This window comes from Serratia sp. EWG9 (assembly GCF_019913725.1).
Lineage (GTDB): Bacteria > Pseudomonadota > Gammaproteobacteria > Enterobacterales > Enterobacteriaceae > Serratia > Serratia ureilytica.
Genome location: NZ_JADNRO010000010.1, coordinates 41,269 through 65,521, shown reverse-complemented (window position 1 = coordinate 65,521; position 24,253 = coordinate 41,269). Strand labels below are relative to the sequence as shown.

Here is a 24,253-nt window from a genome sequence, read left to right as displayed (position 1 = left end):
TTGCTAACGCTGGATCAGCGGTTGAACTTTATTATCGATAGCTTCCCGGGCGCGGAAAATACGCGAACGTACGGTTCCGACCGGGCAATCCATGATGGCGGCTATCTCTTCGTAGCTTAGACCATCCAACTCCCGCAGGGTAATCGCCATGCGAAGATCCTCAGGGAGAGACTCAATGGTACGGAAAACTATCTGTCTCAGCTCTTCTGACAACATTAAGTTCTCAGGGTTCGAAATTTCTTTCAGTGCGCCCGCACTTTCGTAATTTTCCGCATCGTTGGCGTCCACATCACTGGATGGCGGACGGCGCCCCTGAGCAACCAGATAATTCTTTGCCGTGTTCACGGCGATTCGATACAACCAGGTATAAAAAGCGCTGTCGCCACGGAACGATTCCAGTGCGCGATAGGCCTTGATAAACGACTCCTGCACCACATCAGGCACATCGCCCTGCGGCACATAGCGGGAAACGAGACTCGCCACCTTATGCTGATAGCGCACTACCAGTAGGTTAAACGATTTCTGGTCGCCCTTTTGGACCCGCTCAACCAGAACTTGATCCGTTAACTGCTCGCTCATCCGAGGTAAACTCTCCCCAAATCCGTCTCCACGCGTAAAATTGTACTGCCAGCCATACATTATTTTCCTGAGCAAGCACTCGCTTGGAGTTCATATAGAACACGAAGTTCCATATCGCCATTGTTTTTTCTGTTGATGTCACCCTATCCGTGGCTTTTGCCCGGACAGTTAGGCTAACATGAAATTCACTCTTCTTCTGCACACATCATACGTTATGCAACCATCATCTGAACATGTTAGCGATGTACTGATCGTCGGCAGCGGCGCTGCGGGCCTGTCACTGGCGCTGCGCCTGGCGCAGCATTGCAAGGTTACCGTTCTCAGCAAGGGGCCGCTCAGCGAGGGGGCCACCTTTTACGCCCAAGGCGGGATCGCCGCGGTGTTCGATGAGACGGACAGCATTGCCTCACACGTTGATGACACTTTGATTGCCGGCGCCGGCCTGTGCGACAAAGAGGCCGTCGAATTCATCGCCGGCAACGCGCGCCACTGCGTGCAGTGGCTGATCGATCAGGGCGTACTGTTCGACACCGAGGTCAACGCGCAGGGCGAGGCGCATTATCACCTCACGCGCGAAGGCGGCCACAGCCATCGCCGCATCCTGCACGCTGCGGACGCTACCGGTAAGGAAGTAGAGACCACGCTGGTGGGGAAAGCAAGCGCTCACCCCAATATTTGCGTGATGGAACGCCGCAACGCGGTTGACCTTATTACCTCGAACAAAATCGGCCTGCCGGGCACCCGCCGAGTCGTGGGCGCTTACGTCTGGAACCGCGAGCTCGAGCGGGTGGAAACCTACCGCGCCAAAACGGTGGTGCTGGCCACCGGCGGCGCGGCCAAGGTATACCAATACACCACCAACCCGGACATCTCCTCCGGCGACGGCATCGCCATGGCCTGGCGCGCCGGCTGCCGGGTCGCCAACCTGGAGTTCAACCAGTTCCACCCGACCTGCCTGTTCCACCCACAGGCGCGCAACTTCCTGCTGACCGAAGCGCTGCGCGGCGAAGGGGCTTACCTGAAGCGCCCGGACGGCAGCCGCTTTATGCCCGATTTCGACCCGCGTGGCGAACTGGCCCCGCGCGATATCGTCGCCCGCGCCATCGACCATGAAATGAAGCGCCTGGGCGCCGACTGCATGTACCTGGACATCAGCCACAAGCCGGCGGAGTTCATCACCCAGCATTTCCCGATGATCCACGAAAAGCTGCTGACGCTGGGCTTCGATCTGACTCGGCAACCGATCCCCATCGTCCCGGCGGCGCACTACACCTGCGGCGGCGTGATGGTCGATCAGCACGGCCGCACCGATCTCGACGGGCTGTACGCCATCGGCGAGGTCAGCTACACCGGCCTGCACGGCGCCAATCGCATGGCGTCGAATTCGCTGCTGGAGTGCCTGGTTTACGGTTGGTCGGCGGCGGAAGACATTCTGCAGCGCCTGCCGTTCATCCAGCAGGCCAAACAGGTGCCGCACTGGGATGAAAGCCGGGTGGACGATGCGGACGAACGGGTGGTGATTCAACACAACTGGCACGAGCTGCGGCTGTTCATGTGGGATTACGTCGGCATCGTGCGCACCACCAAGCGCCTTGAGCGCGCCCTGCGCCGCATCAACACGCTGCAGGCGGAAATCGACGAGTACTACGCTCACTTCCGCATCTCCAACAACCTGCTGGAACTGCGCAATCTGGTGCAGGTGGCCGAGCTTATCGTGCGCAGCGCCATGGCGCGCAAAGAGAGCCGCGGCCTGCACTACACGCTGGACTACCCGGATTTGCTGCCGGAAGCGCTGCCGACCATTTTGCAGCCTTAAACTCTGCGACAGGGCGCCTAATCGGCGCCCTTTTCTTTTCAGTAGAACAGGTAGAAGTCGGTGATCAACCGGCGGAAATCGTCGGTATAGCTGCCGTCGGCCTGTTTGATCGCCAGCGCCTGCTCCCGCAGCGGCGTTTCCCGCCGCGTCAACGCCAGCAACACCCGGTGCAGCGGCGTATCGGCCCGATCGCTGACGTTCACTTTCGCCGCCGTGTGCCAACCGCTTTGCTGCGCCAGGCGTTCGAATTCGGCGCCGATGTCGTGCGGCAGCACCACGCAGAACGTACCCTGTTCCGCCAGCAGCTGTACTGCACAGGCTAACAGCGCCTCGTGCGTCAGGGTTTCGGTGTAGCGCGCGTTGTGGCGCGCCTGGTCGCGGCAGGCCACCGCCGGCTCAAAATAAGGCGGATTGCTGACGATCAGATCATACTCAGCGGCATGCTGCTGCGCATAATGGTGAATATCCTGCGCATGCACGCGGATGCGCTGCGGCCACGGCGATTCCGCCGCGTTTTCGCGCGCCTGGCCGGCGGCGGCTTCATCCAGCTCCACCGCGTCGATGGTCACTTCGTCGCCGCTGCGCTGCGCCAGCATCAGCGCGATCAGCCCGCTGCCGCTGCCGATGTCCAGCACCCGGCGTGCCTGCCCCAGCGGCGCCCAGGCGCCGAGCAGCACCCCGTCGGTGCCCACTTTCATGGCGCAACGATCGTGGGCGACAAAGAATTGTTTAAAGGTAAAACCCCCGCGGCGCGGGGTAAAATCGGCTTTCGATCGCTTGCTCACACTCACCACCTGGCTATAAAACTGGCGTAGCATAAGGCAATCTGATCGGCGGGAAAAGAGCGGCTTTCCGCTTAAATAGGTGAAGATCGCGGCCAACCCGTCTATAATCGGCGCCCCAAGTAGAGGTAGACCATGACAGCAACCACTTTTTCCGAACTCGAACTCGATGATCGCCTGATCGACGCGCTGCGCGACAAAGGCTACGATCGCCCCACCGCCATTCAGGCCGCTGCGATCCCGCCGGCGATGGACGGGCGCGACGTCTTAGGTTCGGCTCCGACCGGCACCGGCAAAACCGCCGCCTTCCTGCTGCCCGTGTTGCAGCACCTGCTGGACTTTCCACGCAAGAAATCCGGCCCGCCGCGCGTGCTGATCCTGACGCCAACGCGTGAACTGGCGATGCAGGTCGCCGACCAGGCGCGTGAATTGGCTGCTCATACCTCGCTGGATATCGCCACCATCACCGGCGGCGTCGCTTACATGAACCACGCGGAAGTGTTCAGCGAAAACCAGGACGTGGTGGTCGCCACCACCGGCCGCTTGCTGCAATACATTAAAGAAGAGAACTTCGACTGCCGCGCGGTGGAAACCCTGATCCTCGACGAAGCCGACCGCATGCTCGACATGGGCTTCGCGCAGGACATCGAAACCATCTCCGCCGAAACCCGCTGGCGCAACCAGACGCTGCTGTTCTCCGCCACGCTGGAAGGCGAAGCGATCCGCGAATTCGCCGAGCGCATCCTGAAAGAGCCGGTGGAAGTGGAAGCCGATCCGTCGCGCCGCGAACGCAAAAAGATCCTGCAATGGTACTATCGCGCCGATGACGTGCAGCACAAAACCGCGCTGCTGATCCACCTGCTGAAGCAGCCGGACGTGCAGAAATCGGTGATCTTCGTGCGCAAGCGCGAGCGCGTGCACGAACTGGCCACCTGGCTGCGCGAAGCGGGCATCAACACCTGCTATCTCGAAGGCGAAATGGTGCAGGCCAAACGCAACGAAGCGGTCAAACGCATGATGGATGGCCGGGTTAACGTGCTGGTGGCCACCGACGTTGCCGCGCGCGGCCTGGATATCCTCGATATCACCCACGTGTTCAACTTCGACATGCCGCGCACTGCGGATACCTACCTGCACCGCATCGGCCGTACCGGCCGCGCCGGGCGCAAAGGCACCGCCATTTCGCTGGTGGAAGCGCACGACCATCTGCTGCTGGGCAAAGTGGGCCGTTACCTGAACGAGCCGCTGAAAGCGCGCGTGATCGACGAACTGCGGCCGAAAACCAAGGTGCCGAACGAGAAGAGCAACGGTAAACCGTCGAAGAAAGTGCTGGCCAAGCGCGCGGAAGACAAGGCGAAGAACAAAGAAAAGGCCAAGGTGAAAGTGCGCCATCGCGACGCCAAAAACGTCGGCAAACGCCGTCAGGCGAAGGCCAAACCAACCGGCGACGCGCAATAACCGCCGCTGCCTAAGAAAAAACCGCCTGTACAGGCGGTTTTTTTATGGGTGTTTACTGCTGCGCGTAATGCGTGGCCAGGCGGCGCCCCTGCAGCCATTTATCCAGCTCGCGGAACTGCGCCTTCAGCTCGTCATTCTGCAAATGCGCCGGCGTTTGCGAGAAATAAAACTGGAACGCATAACCCTGCTGATTGCGCGCCCGGGCATCGGCACCGGCCTGCAACAGCAACAGCGCCAGGTGCGGCGCGTTGATCTTCGCCGCCAGATGCAGCGGGGTATCCCCCAGCCGATCGCTCAACGTGGTGTCCGCCCCGGCCGCCAACAGCAGCCGCAGCTGCTCCTCACGCCCGGCCAGCACCGCCGCCGCGAGCGGCGTGGCGCCGGTAACGGCATTGCGCACGTTCACCTGCGCCCCTTCGGTCAGCAACAACCGCAGATACTGCGCGTCTTGCAACATCGCCGCGGTGTGCAGCGCGCTGTTGCCGTCCAGCCCCGCCGTCGCCGGGTCGGCACCGAGCTCCAGCAACGTCTGCACGCTGGCCGGCTGTTGCGAAAGCACCGCCCACTGCAACAGCGTGACCTGTCGATCGCCCCGTTCGCGCAAGCGCTCCTGTGTGGCCTGCGCGGCGATGCCCTGCGCATCGCCGCGCGCCACCGCCTGAGCCAGCGCCTGGTTGCTGCGGCCATCAAACGGTGAAATCTCCTGCCCCATCTGTTGCTCCTTAGCCATCATCAGTAAACCGGTCACCGCGACCAGCGCCAGTAAGGCTATCGCCAGCGCCCGCCGCAAGCGACGCCCTTCAGGCATTGGCCTTCGCCTCCCACGGCTTTTGTTCCGCCATCGAGCTTATCACCTTGTCGATGCCGTGCGCCGTCAGGCTGCGATCCAGATGCTTGCTCGGCCGCCAGTCATCGATGCCGGTCAGGGTATCGTTGTTGGCCAGGGTAATGTTGTGGCCGATGGCGTCCGGGATCAGCGAAGTCGATTCCTGGGTGCTGGTCAGCATGTCATATTGCTCGCTGTAACGGCGAATGCCCCCGGCTTCGGCGTCTTTCTTCGCCGCCGCCGGATCGATCCCCAGGCGATTCAGGGTGTAATCCGACACCCCGGCCGCATTGAAGGTGACCGCGACGGTGCCGGTCGCCAGCGCCGCCGTGGCCGCCAGACCACCGCCGAGCGAATGACCGGCGATCACCAGCGCATCGCCGAAGGCCGCCTTGGCGCTTTTGGCGGCGGCAACCGCCTGATTGTACTGCACATCGTCATAGCCCGTCGCCTGCCGCACGTTGCTCAGCCAGTCGCGCCAGTCGTTGGTGCCGGCGAACGTCAACACATACTGCTTGTCGTTGCTGTAAATCCCGGCCTGGAAACCGCTGCCCGCGTCGTGCAGACTGGCGGGATCGATGCCGAACCCGAGCAACGCGCTGTCGCTCAGACGGTTGAACCCGGCGGCGCCCTGGCCGTTCAGCGAGTAAACGTCCTTGGCCAACAGCGCCAACGCATAATCGCCTTCCTGAGATTGCTGCCCCCGGGTCACGCCCGGCGCAACCGCCGTCGGCGCCGCCGCGGAGATATCGCCGACCAGCGTATTCAACAGGTTCTGCGCGTTCAGCGTATTCTGAGAAGGGGTGGCTACCGGCGCCGGATTTGCCGGCGCTGCCGCAGGCTGCGATGCCGTCGCCGTTTCGGCAGCGGCGCGAGGTGTAGGGATCGCGGCCACCGGGGATACTGCAGAGGTAAAACTTAAAGGCATACTCATGCCGACTCCTTGTCGATAGACTTTTTTATTTAGCACCTGAATAGGTGCTGATTTAGCTATCGGCAGGTCGGATGAGTTCTGTATCAGGAATGCTTATCTTTGTGCAGAATGTGATCCGCCTTCAGTTTTCGGCCATCAAGCGCAAAAAAGGGAGCCGAAGCTCCCTGATTGACTGCGCCGCCGATTACAGGCTTTCGGTAAAGGTGCGGGCGATAACGTCGCGCTGCTGTTCCGGCGTCAGGGAATTGAAACGCACCGCATAGCCGGACACGCGGATGGTCAGCTGCGGGTATTTTTCCGGATGCTTGACCGCGTCTTCCAGGGTTTCGCGACGCAGCACGTTGACGTTCAGGTGCTGGCCGCCTTCCACGCGCACGGTCGGCTGCATTTCCAGCGGCACTTCACGGTATTCGATCTGGCCCAGATCGCTGACCGCGACAACCTGATCTTCCGCGTAGTTGGCCTTGGCGCACACGCAGCGAGCTTCCGCTTTTTCATCGTCCAGCAGCCAGAAAGAATTCACCAGCGCCTGGTCGTTCGCTTTGGTAATTTGAATACCGGTAATCATTATGTTGCCTCCGTACAAGGGCGTAAAAATTCACATCGTGAGAAAACCCAATTCTGGTTTCGGCCATTTGGTAAAACCATTGTTGTCTTGTTGTTCTGTATACCAGCCTGACCGGGCCAGTTCTTTGATTAAAGTCAATTTTTACCGGGTAGGCACAAGGCGTGAAGGGGCAAATTTATGTTTTATATCAATTTTCCCACTGCGGCAAAACCAATTATTTTGTAAATTTTCAAAAATAATTGCATTGCAAACGGCGGCGAGAAATGAAAAGCGGGTTTCGCTGCGCGGGCCGACACGGTAAGCTATAGCCCATGAATTGCTAAAGAAAACAAAGGAGAGCGTTTATGGCCACCTCCCTCACCTGGCATGACGTGATCGGCAAAGAGAAAGAGCAGCCCTATTTTGTTGAAACGCTCGCCTTTGTTGCCGCTGAGCGCCAGGCCGGTAAGACCATTTATCCACCGCAGAAAGACGTGTTCAACGCGTTCCGCTTTACCGAGCTGGCGGACGTCAAAGTCGTCATCCTCGGCCAGGATCCCTACCACGGCCCCAATCAGGCGCACGGCCTCTCTTTCTCGGTGCGCCCCGGCGTGCCGGCGCCGCCGTCGCTGGTGAACATGTATAAAGAGCTGGCGACCGACATTCCCGGTTTCGAGCGCCCGGATCACGGCTACCTGCAAAGCTGGGCCGAACAGGGGGTGCTGCTGCTCAATACCGTGCTGACGGTGGAAGGCGGCCGCGCGCACTCGCACGCCAACCTGGGCTGGGAAACCTTTACCGATAAGGTGATTGCCGCCCTGAACGAGAACCGCGAAGGCGTGGTGTTCCTGCTGTGGGGCTCGCACGCGCAGAAGAAAGGCAACTTTATCGACCGCAACCGCCACCATGTGCTGAAAGCGCCGCACCCGTCGCCGCTCTCCGCGCACCGCGGTTTCCTCGGCTGCCGCCACTTCTCGCAGGCCAATCAGCTGCTGGAGCAGCAAGGGCTCACGCCGATCGACTGGATGCCGCGCCTGCCGCAGGCGTAGTCCAGAGACAAAAAAGGCACCCTCGGGTGCCTTTCTTTATGCCGTTGCCGGGGCGATTACGCCTTGGCTTTGGAGACCGCGACCATCGCCGGACGCAGCAGGCGGCCGTTCAGCGTATAGCCTTTTTGCATCACCATCATCACGTGGTTCGGCTGGTGATCGGCGGATTCCATCATGCTCATCGCCTGATGTACTTCCGGGTTGAACGGCACGTTGACGTCGCCGACGATTTCGATGCCGTACTTGCGCACCACGTCCAGCAGCGATTTCAGCGTCAGCTCGATGCCTTCGATCATCGCGGCCAGTTCCGGATTGTTTTTATCCGCCAGATCCAGCGCGCGCTCCAGGTTGTCGATCACCGGCAGCAGATCGCCGGAGAATTTCTCCAGGGCGAACTTGTGCGCTTTCTCGACGTCCAGTTCAGCGCGGCGACGGATATTCTCCGCTTCCGCTTTGGCGCGCAGCAGGCTGTCGCGCTCGTGCTGCTGAGCTTCCGCCAGTTGGGCTTCCAGTTCGGCGATACGCGCATCGCGCAGATCGACGCCTTCCGCCGCTTCCGGCAGCGTATCCTCGTGATGAGCGTGTTGTTCCATTTCTTCCGAGACTTGCTCGTTTGGCGTCTTCTGTTCTTTACTACTCATGAATATCTCCGCGTTTTAGCATTAATCTCGCAACTTGGCTTATTATGGGGATCAAAACCGGGGTTTCAAGTCAACCGGTCACAATGTGGGGCATAAACGGGTCCCGGTGAGGAAAATCACAACAAATGAATAAAAAATTCGCCTGTATTGGCATTGTTGGCCACCCGCGTCACCCTTCAGCGCTGGCAACCCACGAGATGCTGTTCCACTGGCTGGTGGCCCGCGGCTATTCGGTGATGGTCGAACGCCAAATCGCCCATGATTTGGGGCTGAAAGACGCCGTCACCGGCAGCCTGGCGGATATCGGCCAGCGCGCCGATCTGGCGGTGGTGGTCGGCGGCGACGGCAACATGCTCGGCGCCGCGCGCGTGCTGGCGCGCTATGACATCAAGGTAATCGGAGTCAACCGCGGCAACCTCGGTTTCCTCACCGATCTCGATCCCGACAACGCCCTGCAGCAGCTGGCGGACGTGCTCGAAGGCGAGTACATTGACGAACAGCGTTTCCTGCTGGAAACCATCGTGCATAAAGAGCACCAGCAGTGCCGCATCAGCACCGCCATCAACGAAGTGGTGCTGCACCCCGGCAAAGTGGCGCACATGATCGAATTCGAGGTGTACATCGACGATCGCTTCGCCTTCTCGCAGCGCTCGGACGGCCTGATCATCGCCACGCCGACCGGCTCCACCGCCTACTCGCTCTCCGCCGGCGGGCCGATCCTCACCCCGTCGCTGGAGGCGATCGCGCTGGTGCCGATGTTCCCCCACACCCTTTCCGCCCGGCCGCTGGTGATCAACGGCGACAGCACCATCCGCCTGAAATTCTCGCAGATCGGCAGCGATCTGGAGATCAGCTGCGACAGCCAGATCGCACTGCCGATCCAGGAAGGCGAAGAAGTGCTGATCCGCCGCAGCAACTTCCATCTGAACCTGATTCACCCGAAGGACTACAGCTATTTCAACACGTTAAGCACCAAGTTGGGCTGGTCGAAAAAATTGTTCTAAAATCTGCATCGGCCACTTTACTGTATATAAAACCAGTTTATACTGTATGAAACTACAGTTATGTGTTTATACACAGGAAGGTTCCCATGCTGGCGCAATTAACCATCAGCAACTTTGCTATCGTTCGTGAGTTGGAAATCGATTTTCAACCGGGCATGACGGCGATCACCGGTGAAACCGGCGCCGGCAAATCCATCGCCATCGATGCGCTGGGGCTGTGCCTCGGCAACCGCGCCGACGGCAACGTGGTGCGCCTGGGAGCCGCCCGCGCCGACATCTGCGCCCGCTTCTCGCTGGCGGACACCCCGTCCGCGCGCGCGTGGCTGGAGCAAAACCAGCTGGACGACAGCAACGAATGCCTGCTGCGCCGGGTGATCAACGCCGACGGCCGTTCGCGCGGCTTTATCAACGGCACCGCCGTGCCGCTGTCGCAGCTGCGTGAGCTGGGGCAACGCCTAATCCAAATCCACGGTCAACACGCCCATCAGCTGCTGCTCAAGCCGGAGCACCAAAAAGCGCTGCTCGACGCCTACGCCGACGAACCCGCCCTGCTGGCAGCGATGAGCCAGGCCTACCAACGCTGGCATCAGAGCTGCCGCGAGCTGGCGCACCATCAGCAGCAGTCCATCGAGCGCGAAGCGCGCAAGCAGCTGCTGCAATACCAATTGAAAGAGCTGAACGAATTCGCGCCGCAGGCCGGCGAGTTCGAACAGACCGACGCCGAGTACAAGCGCCTGGCCAACAGCGGCCAGCTGCTGACCCTCAGCCAGCAAACGCTGCAGCTGCTGGCCGACAGCGACGAGAACAACATGCTCAGCCAGCTTTACAGCGCCAAACACCTGCTGCTTGAGCTGGCCGGGCTGGACGATAAGCTCAGCGGTCTGCTGGACATGCTGGAAGAGGCCTCTATCCAGATCAGCGAAACCAGCGACGAACTGCGCCATTACGCCGATCGCATGGATCTCGATCCCAATCGCCTGCACGAGCTGGAACAGCGCCTGTCGCGTCAAATCAGCCTGGCGCGCAAACACCAGGTCGCGCCGGAAGAGCTGCCGCAGCTGCATCAGCAGTTGCTGGATGAACAGCAGCTGCTGTCTCAGCAGGAAAGCGACCATGAGCACCTGAACGAGGCGGTTACCCTGCATCACCAGCAGGCGCTGGCGCTGGCGGAAGAGCTGCACCAGAAACGCCTGCACTACGCCGCCGAGCTGACCACGCTAATCACCGACAGCATGCAGGCGCTCTCCATGCCGCACGGCAAATTCAACATCGACGTGCGCTTCGAACCGCAGCACCTGAGCGCCGAAGGGGCCAGCCGCACCGAGTTCTGCGTCTCCACCAACCCGGGGCAGCCGCTGCAGCCGCTGGCGAAGGTCGCCTCCGGCGGTGAGCTGTCGCGCATCGCGCTGGCCATTCAGGTGATCACCGCCCGCAAGATGGAAACCCCGGCGCTGATCTTCGATGAGGTGGATGTGGGCATCAGCGGCCCGACCGCCGCCATCGTCGGCCGTCTGCTGCGCCAGCTCGGCGAATCCACCCAGGTGATGTGCGTCACCCACCTGCCGCAGGTGGCCGGATGCGGGCATCAGCACCTGTTCGTCAGCAAGCAGACCGACGGCACGGTTACCGAAACCCAGATGGCGCCGCTGGATAAACGCGCCCGGCTGCAGGAGCTGGCGCGCCTGCTCGGCGGCAGCGAAGTCACCCGCAATACGTTGGCGAACGCCAAAGAACTGCTGGCGGCATAAAAAAGCTCAACTTTTTCACTTTCCTGCGGTCTGACAGTGACGCTGTTGGCCCGAGAAATATCTAAAGTGCGGCGCGGCGGTGATCCAAAGCCATCTCAACAGCCTGAAAAAGGCCAAGCGCTTGAGGTGCTAAAGGAAAGCCAATGCGTCGCAACGTGAAAGATGAAGGGTATAAAGGTTTCCAACTGCCGCAAGGTCTATTATCATCGGCATCCTATGCCCTAAAGGAATGTGATTACTATGCGCTGTAAAACGCTGACTGCCGCCGCTGTAGTTCTTGTGATGCTGACTGCAGGCTGTTCTACTTTTGAAAAGGTGGTTTATCGTCCTGACATCAACCAGGGGAACTACCTGACGTCGACCGACGTGGCGAAAATTCAGAAAGGGATGACCCAACAACAGGTCGCTTACACATTGGGTACCCCAATGCTGCAAGACCCGTTCGGAACTCAGACATGGTTCTATGTGTTCCGCCAGCAGCCTGGCCATGAAGATATCACCCAGCAGACGCTGACGCTGACCTTCGACAGCGCAGGCGTGTTGACCGACATCCAGAACAAACCGGCGCTGACCAAGTAATCGGCGCTGCCCGCTCTTCCGGCCCATGAGGGGGCATGGTGTTCCTCATGACAGTCGCAGGCTGCAACGCGGAAGAGAAAATCAGTTTCCAGATAAAAAATAAGGCGCTATAAGCGCCTTATTTTTTTGCCTTTTCTGCCCGTTGCCGGCGCAGCTCTTTCGGATCGGCGATCAGCGGCCGGTAAATCTCCACCCGATCGCCATCGTTCAGCGTATCGCCCAGCTTGGCCGGGCGGCTGTAAATGCCGATTTTGTTGCTTTTAAGATCGATATCCTGGCGCAGCTCCAGCAGGCCTGAAGCCTGAATCGCCTGCTCGACGCTGCTGCCCTCGGCCAGCTTCACCTTGCGCAGGTACTGCCGCTCCGGCAAGGCGTACACCACCTCGACCTGGATGTCAGACACTGTAGACCTCTTTCGCCCGCTGGGTGAATGCCTGCACCATGCTGCCCGCCAGCTCTTTGAACACCTTGCCGAACGCCAGCTCAATCAGTTTGTTGGTGAACTCGAAGTCCAGGTGCAGCTCCACCTTGCAGGCCTCTTCGCTCAGCGGCGTGAACTGCCAGCCGCCCATCAGCTTGCGGAACGGACCATCGACCAGTTGCATATTGATGCTCTGATTATCCAGCAGCGTATTGCGGGTGGTGAAGGTCTTGCTGATACCGGCCTTGGCGACGTCCACCGCGGCGGTCATCTCGTTGGAGGTAGCGTTAAGCACCCGGCTGCCGGTGCAGCCTGGCAGAAAATCGGGATAAGAATGAACATCGTTAACCAACTGATACATCTGCTCGGCGCTGAACGGCACTAATGCAGACCGACTGATCTGGGGCATATCATTTCCTGTAAGACATAAAACGTACAGATAATACCATTTATCTGGCGGCAAACAAAAAATCTGCTAAGGGATGAGGGCACCAAAAATGCGAAAAATTGCGCAGGTGCTGAACGGGAAAGGATTTCTTTCGCTGAAGCATCCAGTATAATGAACGCACTATGACAAAGAAAAAAGCACACAAACCCGGTTCCGCCACCATTGCCCAAAACAAGCGCGCGCGTTTCGAATACTTCATTGAAGAAGAGTTCGAGGCGGGCCTGTCGCTGCAAGGGTGGGAAGTTAAATCGCTGCGTGCAGGCAAAGCCAACCTCAGCGACAGCTACGTGACGTTCCGTGACGGTGAAGCCTACCTGTTTGGCGCCACCATCACCCCGCTTAACGTGGCTTCGTCGCATGTGGTGTGCGATCCGACGCGTACCCGTAAACTGCTGCTGAACCGACGCGAGCTGGACACCCTGCTCGGCCGCGTCAACCGCGACGGTTACACCGTGGTGGCCTTGTCCCTGTATTGGAAAAATGCCTGGAGCAAGATCAAGATCGGCGTAGCCAAAGGCAAGAAAGAGCACGACAAACGCGATGACATCAAAGATCGCGAATGGCAGACGGCGAAAGCCCGTATCATGAAGCACGCCAATCGTTAAGCCGCTGGCTTATCGAGGTAAACTTCTGGTATACTGCACAAAGTTACTTGGGGCTGATTCTGGATTCGACGGGATTTGCGAAGCCCTAGGAGCATGCCGAGGGGCGGTTGGCCTCGTAAAAAGCCGCAAAAAAATAGTCGCAAACGACGAAAACTACGCTTTAGCAGCTTAATACCCTGCTTAGAGCCCTCTCTCCCTAGCCTCCGCTCTTAGGACGGGGATCAAGAGAGGTCAAACCCAAAAGAGATCGCGTGGATGTCCTGCCTGGGGCTGAAGCGTTAAACTCAATCAGGCTAGTCTGTCAGTAGCGTGTCCATCCGCAGCTGGCCGGCGAATGTAAAGATTGGACTAAGCATGTAGTGCCGACGGTGTAGTAATTTCGGACGGGGGTTCAAATCCCCCCAGCTCCACCAAATACGTCGCCAGTGAACCAGATAGACCCGGCGATAATAGCGAAAAAGCCCGCAACTTCGGTTGCGGGCTTTTTTGTTTTTGTCACATTCAGGGGGAAACCCCTTGGCCCGAGCTCCCCCGGGCCGATGCAGGCTAGTGATCCAGATAAAGATAGTGCAGCCAGCTGGTCATGCGCAGCAGCACTTTGCGCATCACGGAGACGTGCTCGAAGTGCCCGGTATAGACCGCCGCCTGGGCGCTCACGCCGTCGGGCAGATGATCCAGATCCGGGTTGGCCGCCAGATCGATCATCACGTACACCCCTTCCCGGCCCGGCGTGGCGCTCAGGCCCTGCAGTGCGCCGCTGGCCTGGTAGCTGCCGTCCGGTATCGCCGGCAACACCCGGCTCACGGTGCCGCCATAAACCTGTCCCGGCAAACCGTTAAACACCACTTCAGCCTGATCCCCCTGCGCCAAGCGCAGGATGGCGTTCTGGCGGAATACCGCCACCACCTGGCGCTTTTGCTGCGGGATAAAAATCATCACCGGTTTGAACGGCAATCGCATCGCCGCCGTGCCCGGCCGCGCCAGCACCTGCGTGACATAGCCATCGCTCGGCGCACGCACCACCGTTTGTTCCAGGTTGTAACGCGCTTCGGCTATTTGCGATTTCAGGCTGGCTATCGTGGCGTCTTCGCCGTCATAGCGCCCGGACAACCGCGCCTGTTCCTGTTGGAACTGGGCTTTCGCCGCCTGCAGCGCGGCGGATTGCGCCTGATACTGCTGCTGCGCATGGCTGACGTCCTGCTCCGAAAACGGATTGACCGGCATGGCCGCCCCTTTCGCGTAGCGCTGGTAATCTTTACGGGCGCGCTCAAACTCCACGTTCGCCCGCTGCACGTTGGCGGCGGACTCGCTAAGCGCTGCCCGACGCGTTCTGATCTCCGCCTCCGCCCCGGCCAGATCCGCTTCCAGCTTGGTGAGCCGCGCGCGGTAGCGGCTGTCGTCGAGCCGGAACAGCACCTCGCCTTTGCGCAGCAGCACGTTGGTTTTCTCCGTCACCTCAACGATCATGCCCGAGACCTGCGGCACCATCGGCACCGACACGGCAATTTTCTGCGCCCGATCGCTATACGGATGGTTGTAGTTCATCGTCAGAATCAAGGCGCCAACGATAAATATTCCGCCAAGCACCGCAGTCGGCACGGTCCATTTGTTGACCGGAATGCGGAACAGTTTAAATACGCCGTAGCTCAGCGCCACGTAGCTGAGAATAATGAGCAAATCCATAGGCTACGCTCAACTTACCGTGGGGCCGGGAACCGCCGTCGGCTTTTCCTGCAGGCGTTGTAATTCCGCTTCAAGCAGTGCGATGCGCGCCTGCAGATCCGTTGAGGATTCAGGCCTTTCACTCATGCCCCAGCCGCGTTCCGGCCGATAGAGCGTCGCCCAGATCCACAGCAGCGGCCAAATGGCGTGCAGCGTAAACAGGCTGACCCAACCGGCGACGTGAATCGCATCCTGATGCGGATGGCGGCGTTTTTTCGCCAGCAAATAAGGAATGTCATGAATAATAATGACGCCGTAGAATAATATCAGGAATACCGCGATCAGTACGCCTAAAGCAAAATAGTTAAGAAACATGTAAAGTCCTGGTTGAGAATAATGAAAATAAATAATCTCTATAGCGTGTTATATTGTCTGATGTCGTTGGCGATAGTATCGATGGCGTTCTTCACGTCGGTGACTTTCAGCTGTGCTTTCTCATTATTAAGATTTTCTCCCGAAGCCTTACGCACCACTTTAATGACCGGCTGATTGGTCGCGGCATCGATAAACTCGCCTTCCATATAGACCGCGCTCTCCATAGTACGGTGCCCGGTGACGCTTTGCGTCGCGGCGATCAGCAGCGTGATTGGCAAGACTTCATAGACCTGCAGCCCTTTCTTCTGCGTGTCGATCGCCGTGATGGCGCCGCGGAAAATCAGGGTATGCTCGCACGGCATGTCCACCAGCGTAAAATGGGTGCCCATCGCCTGCTTAAACTGCTGGTTGGTGTAATTCAGGATATTGTCGAGCGCGCGTTGGCTCACCATCTCGCTCGGTTTCGGCCGCGGGAAATAGATCATCGGTTGATACACCAGATATTGATAACGGGAAAAATCGACGTTCTTATCCTTCCAATATAAAACGTCTTTGCCGGACGCGGATTGACCTTTATTGATATCGTTATAATTGGTCAGAAAGGTCGAGTATTTTTCTTTTTCGGTCACGGCGGAAGAGCACGCGGCCAGTAATAACAGCGCAGGTAAAATAACCGCTCTTGTCACTTTCATTGACGGGTTTCTCTTTATTTTTGTGGATAGCAAATAATCAAATCGAATGATACCCACCCACCCGTGATAAGTCATATGACAATGCCGCCAAAGGTGTATATCATTTTTGATATACAAACTCATACGAGCCGGCCAGTGAAAGAGAAAGACTTCCGCATTGAAGAACTCAGGATTGTCCGCGTCATTGCCGAAACGGCGAGCGTCAGCAAAGCGGCGCAGCTGTTGGATATGCCGCAGTCTAACGTGTCGCGCGCCCTCACCGCGCTGGAGCGGCGGCTCGGGCTGGAGCTGTTCCTGCGCGGCCCGCGCACTCTGTCACTGACCGAGTTCGGCGAACAATTCTTGCGGCGCGCCTCGCAGTTGCTGAACGAGCATAGCGATCTGCTCGATATGGCCGGCACCTATAAGCGCAGCCTGAACGGCATGGTCACGCTCGGCGCGCCGATCGGCATCCACGCTTTCCTGGCCAGCTATTTGCTGCCGCCGCTGCTGCACGCTGCGCCGGCGCTGACTGTCGATCTGGTAACCCGCAACCCCGACGAACGCGAGAAAAAATATGGCGCAGTATTCGACAGCGACTGCGATTTGCTGATCAGCTTTTTCCAGCCGCAAAACGAAAGCCTGATTGCCAGGCCCTTTACCCGTTTTCGCGTCGGGCTGTTCGCCGCGCCGGATTACATCGCCCGCTCGCCGCTGAATGAGCTGGATGAACTGTCGCAGCATCGCTGCATTACCTTGCGCATGCTGGGCGGCATTCGCAATACCTGGAGCGGCTACAGTGCGCAGGGGGAGTTGGTACAGGTCGAGATCAACGGCGCCAGCGTCTGCGATAACATTCTGCCGGCGATCGAGCTGGCCAAACAGGGCCTGGGCATCGTCTACGCCCCGTATTATTCCGTCGCCGCCGAGCTCGATGCCGGCACGCTGCTGCCCTGCCTGGCGCGCGAGCGCGGCATCGATATGCAGGCCTACCTGATCTACCGCCGGCGCGGCGTGTTGCCGCACCGCGTGCAGGTGACGATGGACAGCATCATGGAAAGCGTCAAACTGCACGCACACCGGCTGATATAGCCAAGAAAAACCCCGCCGCAGCGGGGTTTAACGCATCACATCGGCGCAAAATACCTCACCGCCCCTCTTTTTCCCCCAGGAAGAAATACCACAGCGGAATGGAAAGCAGCAGGGTGAACACCAGCGTATACAGCAGCACCATCAGGCTCTGCATGATCACCATCTGCGCGCTCCAGTCACCGATCGGCAGCTGGAATTGTTCGACGGTGCCGCCGAGGATCGCCCGGCCCATCACGCAGCCGACCGCCACCGCCACTGTCGCCACCGCCGCGCGGAACTTGCGCACCTCGGCGCGGCGGGCGGCCGCTTCCGGCGTTTCGTCCCGAAGCCCTTGCCGCTGGCCGCGCCAGCGCCCTACGTCCACCAGCAGCAACGCCGCGAGGCTCACGCCCATTACCGGCAGGCAATAACCCAGCGCCGCTGCTACCAGCAGCGTGACGGCGCGGGCAGGCAGGGAAAGCGCCAGCCAGGCGGCAACCAGGGTCTGCACCGGATGCTGCGTCCCCGCCGCCGGGCGGCGACTCCACCACATGCGGTAACCCAGCACGATCGTTAAGCACAGCCCGAGGCCGAACGCCGCCAGCAGCAGCTGATTCGGCAAGCCGAACAGAATGCCCATGTGGGCGTCGATGCCCCAGCGGGTCAGCTTGGCGATGAGCGGGAAGGTGTCGAACCGCACCTGGTCGACGACGGCGAAGCTTTGCGGCGCGATGGCAACCGCGTCCACCTGCGTCGGCCAGCTGCGATCTACTTCGGTCACCGTCCAGGCTTTGCCCTCGCCTTTCGGCTGGCGCAGCTCGACCTTAGCGGCGTCTATTCCGGCGGCGCGCGCGGCGTGCAGCGCCCGATCCCAATCGCCGTTCAGCGCATTGCTTTGCGCGGCAGGGCTCATCTTCATGCCCGGCATCATCCCGCGGTGCTCGGCGTGCGGATCGGTCGGCGTCTGCGGCGCATCGGCCTGCAGGCTGGTGTTGACCTGCGGCGTCAGCCAGCCCAGGTTGGCCCGCAGCGCGTCGATGTTGCCGCCGGCCCACTGCGACCAGGTCAGCCCGGTAGCCGAGAAGAACAGCAGCCCGGCCAGCAGCGCCACGCCCAGCGTGATATGCCAATGGCGGTTAGCGGCGAAGCCCCCTTTCACCCTTTTCAGCTTGCGCTTCGGCCGCGTCGCCAGCCACAGCGCCACGCCGCCCAGCGCGGCTACCCACAGCCAGGAGGCCGCCAGCTCGCTGTAATTACGGCCCAGATCGCCAAGCAGCAGGCTGCTGTGCAGCTTGTCCAGCCAGGTGCGCAGCGGCAGTACGCCGGAAGTGCCGTACACCGTCATATCGCCCTTGATCGCCAGGGTATAGGGATCGACAAACAGCGCACGCGACTCGGAAGCGCCCAGATCGGCACTCGTGAACTGTACGCGCGTGGTGTCCATTGCGCCGGGAGCCGGACGCACGGCGTAAATGCGCGCCTCGTCACCCGCCGCACGGCGGGCGGCGGCGATCTGGTCAGCCAGCGATCTCGCCTGCCCGTGCGGTTCGGTGAAAAGCGCATCGCGATACAGCGCCTCTTCAAGCTGCGGGGTCAGCACATACAGCGTGCCGGACAGTGCAGCGACCAGAATAAAAGGTGCGACCAGCAGGCCGATATAAAAATGCAGCCGTCTGATCAGGTTCAGCATCGCGCCACGCGGCGATGCGGCAGGTGGATTTTTGGTTATTGAAGACATGGCCTTTCTCGTTTTTCAAACTGTGCGCGCAGGCAAACCGTCCGCAGCGATACGGACGGCGTTACCCATGATCAAGCAATAGGGAAAAACGGCTGGCCGGGCGGCCGCGCGGCTCGGCCGCAGAGTAAGGCGCCGAAGGGGCGGAGAAACGATGCGCGGCGCGCAAGGCAGGCGCGCGATACGCGCCATCAGCCACAGCAGCGGGACGAATGCCCACAGCAGCAGCGGCACGTGGATCAGCAGCTCGCAATAGCCGCAGAAAATCATCTCCGCAGGATCCATGCCGTGGTGGCCGGCATGCTCGGCGGCGGGCATCGCCATCCCGTGCATGTCGTGCGGCATGGCGGCGTCCGTCTGAGCCATGCCGCCCATCATCGGGTGGTGCATCAGCGATTTCGACACCACCGGCGCCACAAACAGCAACAGCACCGCCATAATGGCGATGCAGGCGGTAAAGCGTTGCTGTAGCTGACGTGGCACTCTCATCGCGGCGGCGAATTAACCCGGTCGGTGGCGAACAAGCGGCCAGTGTAACCCGCGATGCGCGATGAGGTGAAAGAAAAGTCAGGTTTGTCTTACCCGCCCCCGGCGAGGGCGATCACAGCGCCCGCGAGTAGACCCGCGAGGCTTCGCCCCAGGGGTGATAGCCGAGCCCGTTATAAACGAAGCCGCTGCGCTCGTAGTAGCCTTCCAGATCGGTGCACAGGTGCAGCTGCGGGAAGCCCAGCCGGCGGGTTTCCGTCGCCACATGCTCAATCAGCTTGGCGCCGTAGCCCCGGCCGCGCTGCGTCTCTTCTACGTAGAGCGCACACAGCCAGGGATACAATTCCCCACGGCTGATAAAGTCGTTGGTAATCAGTCCCGCACAGCCGAGGATCTGGTCATTTTCCATCAGCAGGTACCACTGCGGCAGCGGGTTAGCGGCGCCGAGGCTGCGGTTGATGGCGTCTTCATACATCATCAGCGTTTCTGCCGTGGCCCAGTGCCGCTGAAAATACGCAATGGCGCGCGGCGCCAGCTCGGGCGCTTGCCGCACCGAAATCATGTCCATCGTCATTCCCGTTATTCATGTTGTCAGCGTAGAATTATGCAGCAATATGCACGGTATGGCAGCGGCATTCCGCCGCCGTCATTCACCCCAAGGAGTCATCATGACGCAAAATATCTATGACAATCAGGCCTTCTTCGACGGCTACGCGCAGCTCAGCCGCTCGCAGCACGGCCTGGACGGCGCGCCGGAATGGCCCGCCATCCGCCGCATCCTGCCGGATTTGCAGGGAAAAAGCGTGGTCGATCTCGGCTGCGGCTACGGCTGGTTCTGCCGCAGCGCCCGCGAACAGGGCGCAGCCAGCGTGCTGGGGCTGGACGTTTCGGAAAAGATGCTGGCCAAAGCGCGGGAGATGACCGCCGATGCGGGCATCGAGTACCGTCGGCAAGATTTGGCGCAGTTGAAGCTGCCGCCGGAAAGTTACGGTCTGGTCTACAGCTCGCTGACGCTGCACTACCTCGAGGATCTGGCCGCCCTGTTCGCCACGGTTTACGCCGCGCTGAAACCCGGCGGGCAGTTCATCTTCACCGCCGAGCACCCAATCTACACCGCCCCGGCGCAGCAGGGCTGGCTGACCGACGGCAACGGGCAGAAATCCTGGCCGGTCAACGGCTACCAACGGGAAGGCCGGCGCGTCTCCAACTGGCTGGCGGAAGGCGTCATCAAGCAGCACCGCACGCTCGGCAGCTATATCAACCCGCTGGCGCAGCAAGGGTTTATCATCCAGCATTTGAACGAATGGGGCCCCAGCGCGCAGCAAATCGCCGCTACCCCGGCGCTGGACGAAGAGCAGGAACGCCCGATGATCTTCATTCTCGCCGCCCGCAAATCCGCCTGATTGATCCGCAGTAAACCGTTCACACCACCACAGTTGGGGAGGCCGCCTCCCCCCAACGGCTATTGTACCGGCAGCGCCGCCCCGTGCGCCGCGAAGTGCGTCAGCGCCTCGCCCTCCATGCGATAACGCACCCACTCGCCTTGCGGCTGCGCGCCGATGCTAAGGTAGAAATCGATAGCCGGCTGATTCCAGTCCAGCACGCTCCACTCCAGGCGGCCGCACTGCCGCTCGCACGCCAGTTGGGCGATGTGCCGCAGCAGCGTTTTACCGGCGCCCGCGCCGCGATGCTTCGGCGCCACGTACAGGTCTTCCAGATAGATGCCGTTTTTACCCAGCCAGGTGGAGTAACTCATAAAGAACACCGCATAACCCGCCGGCTCGCCGTTTACCGTGCAAATCAGCGCTTCGGAACAGGCGCCCGGCCCAAACAGGCTGCGTTCGATGTCCTCCACGCTGGCCCGCACCTGCTCGCGCGCCTTTTCGTACACCGCCAGCTCGATAATCATATCCAGAATCAGTTTGGCGTCGCTTTTTTGCGCCGGGTAAATCTCAATGGTCATGGCAAGTCCCGTGTGAGTTGATGGCTGTGCTTGCCAGCATACAGCGCCTCTCATGCTGCATGAACGGCATTTTCATCAACAGGCAATGAATATCATGCATCTGGATTGGAAACGCCTCGATCTCAACCTGCCGCGGGTGTTCGAAGCGGCGTTATAACGCGGGTTCGCCGATCGGCAGATACCCCTGCCACAGCGGCCGGGCGGGCTTGCCGTGCGGGTTGGCCCGCAGATGCACGTGGTAGCCCTGCAGCGCCTGCAGCAGCAGGCAGTCGTCCACCTCAGCCAGATCATCTTTGTGCTGCTGCGCGCTGTCCGTCAGCAGCGCCCGTTTGGCTTTCTCCTTCGCCTCGTCGGCGGAGCGCGCCACAAAAAGGCCGAACTGGTGCAATTCCGCCAGCTCATCGCTGCGGTAGCCGCCCACGTTGACGAAAAACAGCCTCTCTTCGCCGGCAAACGGCGCAGGCTCCAGGCTCACGTCGTAACCGTCCGCCCAGTCGATGCGCGCATAGCCGTCGACATGCACCTTACGCTTATCGCCGAACCACTTTTCACGCAGCAGCGGATACGCTTCTTCCGGCCGATCCGCCGCCGCGAACTGCACGTCGTGCAACTCAATATTGGCGCCCGGCGCCGTACCGCCCATATAAAACATCAATAATCCCGGCATGTTAGTTTGCTCTCCCTGGTAATAATCGCTGTATAATTTAATACATAACGAAACACCTGCCAACGGCGGCGCCATTCTGTGTTATCAATAGATGAGGTTTAATCTGTTGTGGAGGAACGCATGGCATTCAATATCGGTGATTTTGTACAACGCACCACCGGCGGCCCGAAGATGACCGTGGTGGCGATCGACGGCGAAACCCTGGTTTGCAGCTGGAATGAACTGGGTAAAGAGCAGCGCACGGAAGTGCAGGCCAACGAGGTGGCGCTGTACCACGAAGACGGCGATTTCGGCGTCTGCTGAATGACCGGGGCGCGCCGCGCCCCGTTATCGCCTCAGGCGCGAATGTCCTGATAGGCTGGGGTGGTATCGAACTCATGCTTGGCGAACGGGCACAGCGGAATGATTTTACGCTGCTCCGCGCGCATTTTCTCCACCACCAACGCCACCAGCTTTTTGCCGACGCCCTGCCCCTTCAATGACTCATCCACCCAGGTGTGATCGATAATGGTCAGCTTGTCGCCGCTCGGCACGAAAGAGATCTCGGCGATCAGCTTGCCGTGCTCGTCATTGATATAAAAACGCTTCTCGTCCGCCAGTATTTTATGATCCATATTATTTCTCCCTATATTTCAGTGCGCCGCTGGGGCAAGTATCGATAACGCGTTTCACTTCGGCCGCGTCGGCATTGTCCGGCATAATCCACGGCCGGCGATTCAGGGTAAAAATAGCCGCGTTGCCACGCACGCAGTTGGCGGAATGGCGGCATATCGCGCTGTTAAAATAAACGTCAATCTTGTCGCCGGAATAACGGCGGTAACCGGCGGCGGTCAATTCTTCATCCATCATGGCCTCACATTGCCCGTTTTATTGTTTTTGCTCCAGGCTCAAGTATAGGCAATGCCGTCGGCTTCACCACGCGTCTCACCCAACGAAAAAAGTGGCGCAACCGCCCGTCGCCGCTAGAAAAAACCGTAAATTGTTCTAATCTTTATTCAGCAAGACAACATAATTCCGACAGTGGCTAAGGAGTTCGAAATGGGTGATAGCTCAAAAGACGGCGTAATTCTGCTGTCCCGCATTCTACTGATGGTTCTGTTTATCATTTTCGGCTGGATGAAACTGGTCAACTTCGGTGCGACCGTCACTGCGATGGAAGGCTATGGCACGCCGATGCCTTATTTGGCGGCGATTGTCGCCGTGGTGGTGGAGTTTATTTTCGGCATCGCGCTTATTCTCGGCCTGTTTACTCGCCCTATCGCGTCATTTTTGCCCTGTATGTGTTGGGCACCGCGTTTATCGGCCATCCGTTCTGGAAAATGACCGGCATGGAAATGATGGGCAACGAAATCAACTTCTTTAAAAACATCAGCATCATTGGCGGTTTGCTGCTGCTGGCGGTGACCGGCGCCGGCCGTTATTCGCTGGATTATAAAATATTTAATAAATAATTCATCGATGGCCGGCGATATGCGCCGGCCATTTTATTTCGGCTATCCTTTCACCGGCTGCGCTTGGCGTGGCGCTCAAAGTTTTCCGCCCTGGCCTGCGCCGATTTACGCAGCGTGACATAGCAGGCGCCCTCGCCGCCGTCGCGCGGTAAGGCGCGGCAAAACGCCTGCACCTGTTCAAACTGCGCCAGCCATTTGGCGACGTAACTGCGTACGATATTCGGATGGCTGTCGTTCTGCCGCCCGCGGCCGTGCACGATAAGCAGCGAACGCAGGTTTTGCGCCTCCGCCTGCATAATGAAGCGGAACAGCGCCTGCCGGCTGGCTTCAACCGGCTGACGCAGCAAATTCAGCGACGCCTGCGGCGGGTAACGCCCGTTGCGCAGCTTGTCCAGCACGCCCTGCTGAATGCCTTCCCCTTTGAACTCCAGCGGCCGATCGCAGGGGATCACCTCGAGGAAATCGGTGCTGAGGAAGTTTTCCTGCATCAGCCGCTGCGCTTCGCGCCGCGCGCTTTTGTCCACCGTCTCCTGCGGCTTGAGGTACAGCGTCTGGCGCCTGCTCGCCAGCGGCACCACGTCTGCCATCGCCTGTTCAAAAAAGTCTTTTTCCTGCTCGCTCATGTTCCACCTCTCTTGAACGGCAGCCTTTACGGCCGGGGATGGGGACGATTGTAAGACGCCTTGGCGCGGTTGCAAGCCGGGAATTGTCAGCGGCATTTGTCTCAATTGTCGT

General features: G+C 59.8%; 29 protein-coding genes, 1 other RNA gene and 1 pseudogene. 12 read left to right on the top strand and 19 right to left on the bottom strand.

What is annotated here, in order from left to right; all coding sequences use genetic code 11:
• Nucleotides 1–3 precede the first annotated feature (3 nt).
• Nucleotides 4–579 carry an RNA polymerase sigma factor RpoE gene (gene rpoE, locus ITX55_RS19720; RefSeq protein WP_004929136.1) on the bottom strand — a complete coding sequence of 192 codons (576 nt, stop codon included), beginning with the start codon at nt 577–579 and terminating at the stop codon, nt 4–6.
• Nucleotides 580–793: 214 nt separating this feature from the next.
• On the opposite strand from rpoE, the gene nadB reads away from it, so the two are divergent.
• Complete coding sequence (gene nadB, locus ITX55_RS19715) at nt 794–2,395, top strand: L-aspartate oxidase (RefSeq protein WP_016929796.1); 1,602 nt, start codon at nt 794–796, stop codon at nt 2,393–2,395.
• Between the two features lie 38 nt (nt 2,396–2,433).
• Here the strand turns inward: nadB and ITX55_RS19710 are convergent, their stop codons facing one another.
• On the bottom strand, nt 2,434–3,213 hold the full coding sequence (locus ITX55_RS19710; protein ID WP_108681791.1) for a tRNA1(Val) (adenine(37)-N6)-methyltransferase: 780 nt from the start codon (nt 3,211–3,213) through the stop codon (nt 2,434–2,436).
• A gap of 99 nt (nt 3,214–3,312) precedes the next feature.
• On the opposite strand from ITX55_RS19710, the gene srmB reads away from it, so the two are divergent.
• Nucleotides 3,313–4,635 (top strand): ATP-dependent RNA helicase SrmB, encoded by a 1,323-nt coding sequence (gene srmB, locus ITX55_RS19705; protein ID WP_047025578.1) that lies wholly within the window; start codon nt 3,313–3,315, stop codon nt 4,633–4,635.
• A 52-nt stretch (nt 4,636–4,687) separates the two neighbouring features.
• Here srmB and ITX55_RS19700 read toward each other — a convergent pair whose 3' ends face one another.
• The 3 genes from ITX55_RS19700 to grcA form a co-directional block, all read right to left on the bottom strand.
• Nucleotides 4,688–5,443, bottom strand: coding sequence for an ankyrin repeat domain-containing protein (locus ITX55_RS19700; RefSeq protein ID WP_108681793.1), 756 nt, complete (start codon nt 5,441–5,443; stop codon nt 4,688–4,690).
• On the bottom strand, nt 5,436–6,395 hold the full coding sequence (locus ITX55_RS19695) for a phospholipase (protein WP_108681795.1): 960 nt from the start codon (nt 6,393–6,395) through the stop codon (nt 5,436–5,438). Before ITX55_RS19695 ends, ITX55_RS19700 begins: the two co-directional genes overlap by 8 nt.
• 184 nt (nt 6,396–6,579) lie before the next feature.
• A complete protein-coding gene (gene grcA, locus ITX55_RS19690; protein WP_004929114.1) occupies nt 6,580–6,963 on the bottom strand; it encodes an autonomous glycyl radical cofactor GrcA in 384 nt (127 codons plus the stop codon).
• A gap of 344 nt (nt 6,964–7,307) precedes the next feature.
• Between grcA and ung the strand changes: the two genes are divergently transcribed.
• Nucleotides 7,308–7,991: a uracil-DNA glycosylase gene (ung, locus tag ITX55_RS19685; RefSeq protein ID WP_004929112.1), complete on the top strand. Its 684-nt coding sequence runs from the start codon at nt 7,308–7,310 to the stop codon at nt 7,989–7,991.
• Nucleotides 7,992–8,047: 56 nt separating this feature from the next.
• Here ung and grpE read toward each other — a convergent pair whose 3' ends face one another.
• The gene (gene grpE / locus ITX55_RS19680; protein WP_025159545.1) at nt 8,048–8,632 is read right to left on the bottom strand and encodes a nucleotide exchange factor GrpE; all 585 of its coding nucleotides are present in this window, start codon (nt 8,630–8,632) and stop codon (nt 8,048–8,050) included.
• 125 nt (nt 8,633–8,757) lie between these two features.
• Here grpE and nadK point away from each other — a divergent pair, with 125 nt between their 5' ends.
• From nadK to bamE, 3 genes are all read left to right on the top strand, one after another.
• Nucleotides 8,758–9,636 (top strand): NAD(+) kinase, encoded by an 879-nt coding sequence (gene nadK, locus ITX55_RS19675; protein ID WP_004929107.1) that lies wholly within the window; start codon nt 8,758–8,760, stop codon nt 9,634–9,636.
• A gap of 86 nt (nt 9,637–9,722) precedes the next feature.
• A complete protein-coding gene (gene recN, locus ITX55_RS19670) occupies nt 9,723–11,384 on the top strand; it encodes a DNA repair protein RecN (RefSeq protein WP_197756190.1) in 1,662 nt (553 codons plus the stop codon).
• A gap of 240 nt (nt 11,385–11,624) precedes the next feature.
• Entirely contained in the window at nt 11,625–11,963 is a 339-nt protein-coding gene (gene bamE / locus ITX55_RS19665) for an outer membrane protein assembly factor BamE (RefSeq protein WP_004929101.1), read from the top strand.
• Nucleotides 11,964–12,081: 118 nt separating this feature from the next.
• On the opposite strand, the gene ITX55_RS19660 is transcribed toward bamE, so the two are convergent.
• Both ITX55_RS19660 and ITX55_RS19655 read right to left on the bottom strand, forming a co-directional pair.
• On the bottom strand, nt 12,082–12,366 hold the full coding sequence (locus tag ITX55_RS19660; RefSeq protein WP_004929098.1) for an RnfH family protein: 285 nt from the start codon (nt 12,364–12,366) through the stop codon (nt 12,082–12,084).
• The gene (locus ITX55_RS19655; protein WP_004929096.1) at nt 12,359–12,793 is read right to left on the bottom strand and encodes a type II toxin-antitoxin system RatA family toxin; all 435 of its coding nucleotides are present in this window, start codon (nt 12,791–12,793) and stop codon (nt 12,359–12,361) included. The genes ITX55_RS19660 and ITX55_RS19655 overlap by 8 nt, the downstream gene beginning before the upstream one ends.
• Before the next feature lie 161 nt (nt 12,794–12,954).
• Here ITX55_RS19655 and smpB point away from each other — a divergent pair, with 161 nt between their 5' ends.
• Nucleotides 12,955–13,437 carry an SsrA-binding protein SmpB gene (gene smpB / locus ITX55_RS19650; RefSeq protein WP_016929804.1) on the top strand — a complete coding sequence of 161 codons (483 nt, stop codon included), beginning with the start codon at nt 12,955–12,957 and terminating at the stop codon, nt 13,435–13,437.
• A 49-nt stretch (nt 13,438–13,486) separates the two neighbouring features.
• Nucleotides 13,487–13,850, top strand: a transfer-messenger RNA (tmRNA) gene (gene ssrA / locus ITX55_RS19645).
• Between the two features lie 133 nt (nt 13,851–13,983).
• On the opposite strand, the gene ITX55_RS19640 is transcribed toward ssrA, so the two are convergent.
• Genes ITX55_RS19640 through ITX55_RS19630 form a run of 3 tightly spaced genes read right to left on the bottom strand, consistent with a single transcriptional unit; the run spans nt 13,984 to nt 16,166 of the window.
• Nucleotides 13,984–15,120 (bottom strand): HlyD family secretion protein, encoded by a 1,137-nt coding sequence (locus ITX55_RS19640; RefSeq protein WP_197756193.1) that lies wholly within the window; start codon nt 15,118–15,120, stop codon nt 13,984–13,986.
• A 9-nt stretch (nt 15,121–15,129) separates the two neighbouring features.
• Entirely contained in the window at nt 15,130–15,474 is a 345-nt protein-coding gene (locus ITX55_RS19635; protein ID WP_122004496.1) for a DUF3302 domain-containing protein, read from the bottom strand.
• A 38-nt stretch (nt 15,475–15,512) separates the two neighbouring features.
• Nucleotides 15,513–16,166, bottom strand: coding sequence for a DUF3313 domain-containing protein (locus ITX55_RS19630; RefSeq protein ID WP_197756194.1), 654 nt, complete (start codon nt 16,164–16,166; stop codon nt 15,513–15,515).
• A 135-nt stretch (nt 16,167–16,301) separates the two neighbouring features.
• On the opposite strand from ITX55_RS19630, the gene ITX55_RS19625 reads away from it, so the two are divergent.
• A complete protein-coding gene (locus ITX55_RS19625) occupies nt 16,302–17,237 on the top strand; it encodes a LysR family transcriptional regulator (protein ID WP_025303965.1) in 936 nt (311 codons plus the stop codon).
• Between the two features lie 55 nt (nt 17,238–17,292).
• On the opposite strand, the gene ITX55_RS19620 is transcribed toward ITX55_RS19625, so the two are convergent.
• The 3 genes from ITX55_RS19620 to ITX55_RS19610 all read right to left on the bottom strand — a co-directional run bounded on the left by ITX55_RS19620 (nt 17,293) and on the right by ITX55_RS19610 (nt 20,005).
• Nucleotides 17,293–18,954, bottom strand: coding sequence for a DUF2534 family protein (locus tag ITX55_RS19620; RefSeq protein ID WP_187048308.1), 1,662 nt, complete (start codon nt 18,952–18,954; stop codon nt 17,293–17,295).
• Nucleotides 18,955–18,969: 15 nt separating this feature from the next.
• Nucleotides 18,970–19,440 carry a DUF2946 domain-containing protein gene (locus ITX55_RS19615; protein WP_370632711.1) on the bottom strand — a complete coding sequence of 157 codons (471 nt, stop codon included), beginning with the start codon at nt 19,438–19,440 and terminating at the stop codon, nt 18,970–18,972.
• 112 nt (nt 19,441–19,552) lie between these two features.
• Nucleotides 19,553–20,005: a GNAT family N-acetyltransferase gene (locus ITX55_RS19610; protein ID WP_197756196.1), complete on the bottom strand. Its 453-nt coding sequence runs from the start codon at nt 20,003–20,005 to the stop codon at nt 19,553–19,555.
• A gap of 100 nt (nt 20,006–20,105) precedes the next feature.
• On the opposite strand from ITX55_RS19610, the gene ITX55_RS19605 reads away from it, so the two are divergent.
• Entirely contained in the window at nt 20,106–20,840 is a 735-nt protein-coding gene (locus ITX55_RS19605) for a bifunctional 2-polyprenyl-6-hydroxyphenol methylase/3-demethylubiquinol 3-O-methyltransferase UbiG (RefSeq protein ID WP_197756197.1), read from the top strand.
• A gap of 59 nt (nt 20,841–20,899) precedes the next feature.
• Here the strand turns inward: ITX55_RS19605 and ITX55_RS19600 are convergent, their stop codons facing one another.
• Both ITX55_RS19600 and ITX55_RS19595 read right to left on the bottom strand, forming a co-directional pair.
• A complete protein-coding gene (locus ITX55_RS19600; RefSeq protein WP_033651602.1) occupies nt 20,900–21,400 on the bottom strand; it encodes a GNAT family N-acetyltransferase in 501 nt (166 codons plus the stop codon).
• A gap of 151 nt (nt 21,401–21,551) precedes the next feature.
• On the bottom strand, nt 21,552–22,067 hold the full coding sequence (locus ITX55_RS19595; protein ID WP_108681804.1) for a DUF1543 domain-containing protein: 516 nt from the start codon (nt 22,065–22,067) through the stop codon (nt 21,552–21,554).
• Between the two features lie 120 nt (nt 22,068–22,187).
• Between ITX55_RS19595 and ITX55_RS19590 the strand changes: the two genes are divergently transcribed.
• On the top strand, nt 22,188–22,370 hold the full coding sequence (locus ITX55_RS19590) for a YodC family protein (protein WP_016929823.1): 183 nt from the start codon (nt 22,188–22,190) through the stop codon (nt 22,368–22,370).
• Between the two features lie 32 nt (nt 22,371–22,402).
• Here the strand turns inward: ITX55_RS19590 and ITX55_RS19585 are convergent, their stop codons facing one another.
• Both ITX55_RS19585 and ITX55_RS19580 read right to left on the bottom strand, forming a co-directional pair.
• Nucleotides 22,403–22,681: a GNAT family N-acetyltransferase gene (locus tag ITX55_RS19585; protein ID WP_033644139.1), complete on the bottom strand. Its 279-nt coding sequence runs from the start codon at nt 22,679–22,681 to the stop codon at nt 22,403–22,405.
• 1 nt (nt 22,682) lies between these two features.
• Complete coding sequence (locus tag ITX55_RS19580) at nt 22,683–22,913, bottom strand: (4Fe-4S)-binding protein (RefSeq protein WP_016929825.1); 231 nt, start codon at nt 22,911–22,913, stop codon at nt 22,683–22,685.
• A gap of 192 nt (nt 22,914–23,105) precedes the next feature.
• Between ITX55_RS19580 and ITX55_RS19575 the strand changes: the two are divergent.
• Nucleotides 23,106–23,518, top strand: a pseudogene (locus tag ITX55_RS19575) (DoxX family protein).
• 50 nt (nt 23,519–23,568) lie between these two features.
• Here ITX55_RS19575 and smrA read toward each other — a convergent pair.
• Complete coding sequence (gene smrA / locus ITX55_RS19570) at nt 23,569–24,141, bottom strand: DNA endonuclease SmrA (protein ID WP_108681805.1); 573 nt, start codon at nt 24,139–24,141, stop codon at nt 23,569–23,571.
• Between the last annotated feature and the right edge of the window lie 112 nt (nt 24,142–24,253).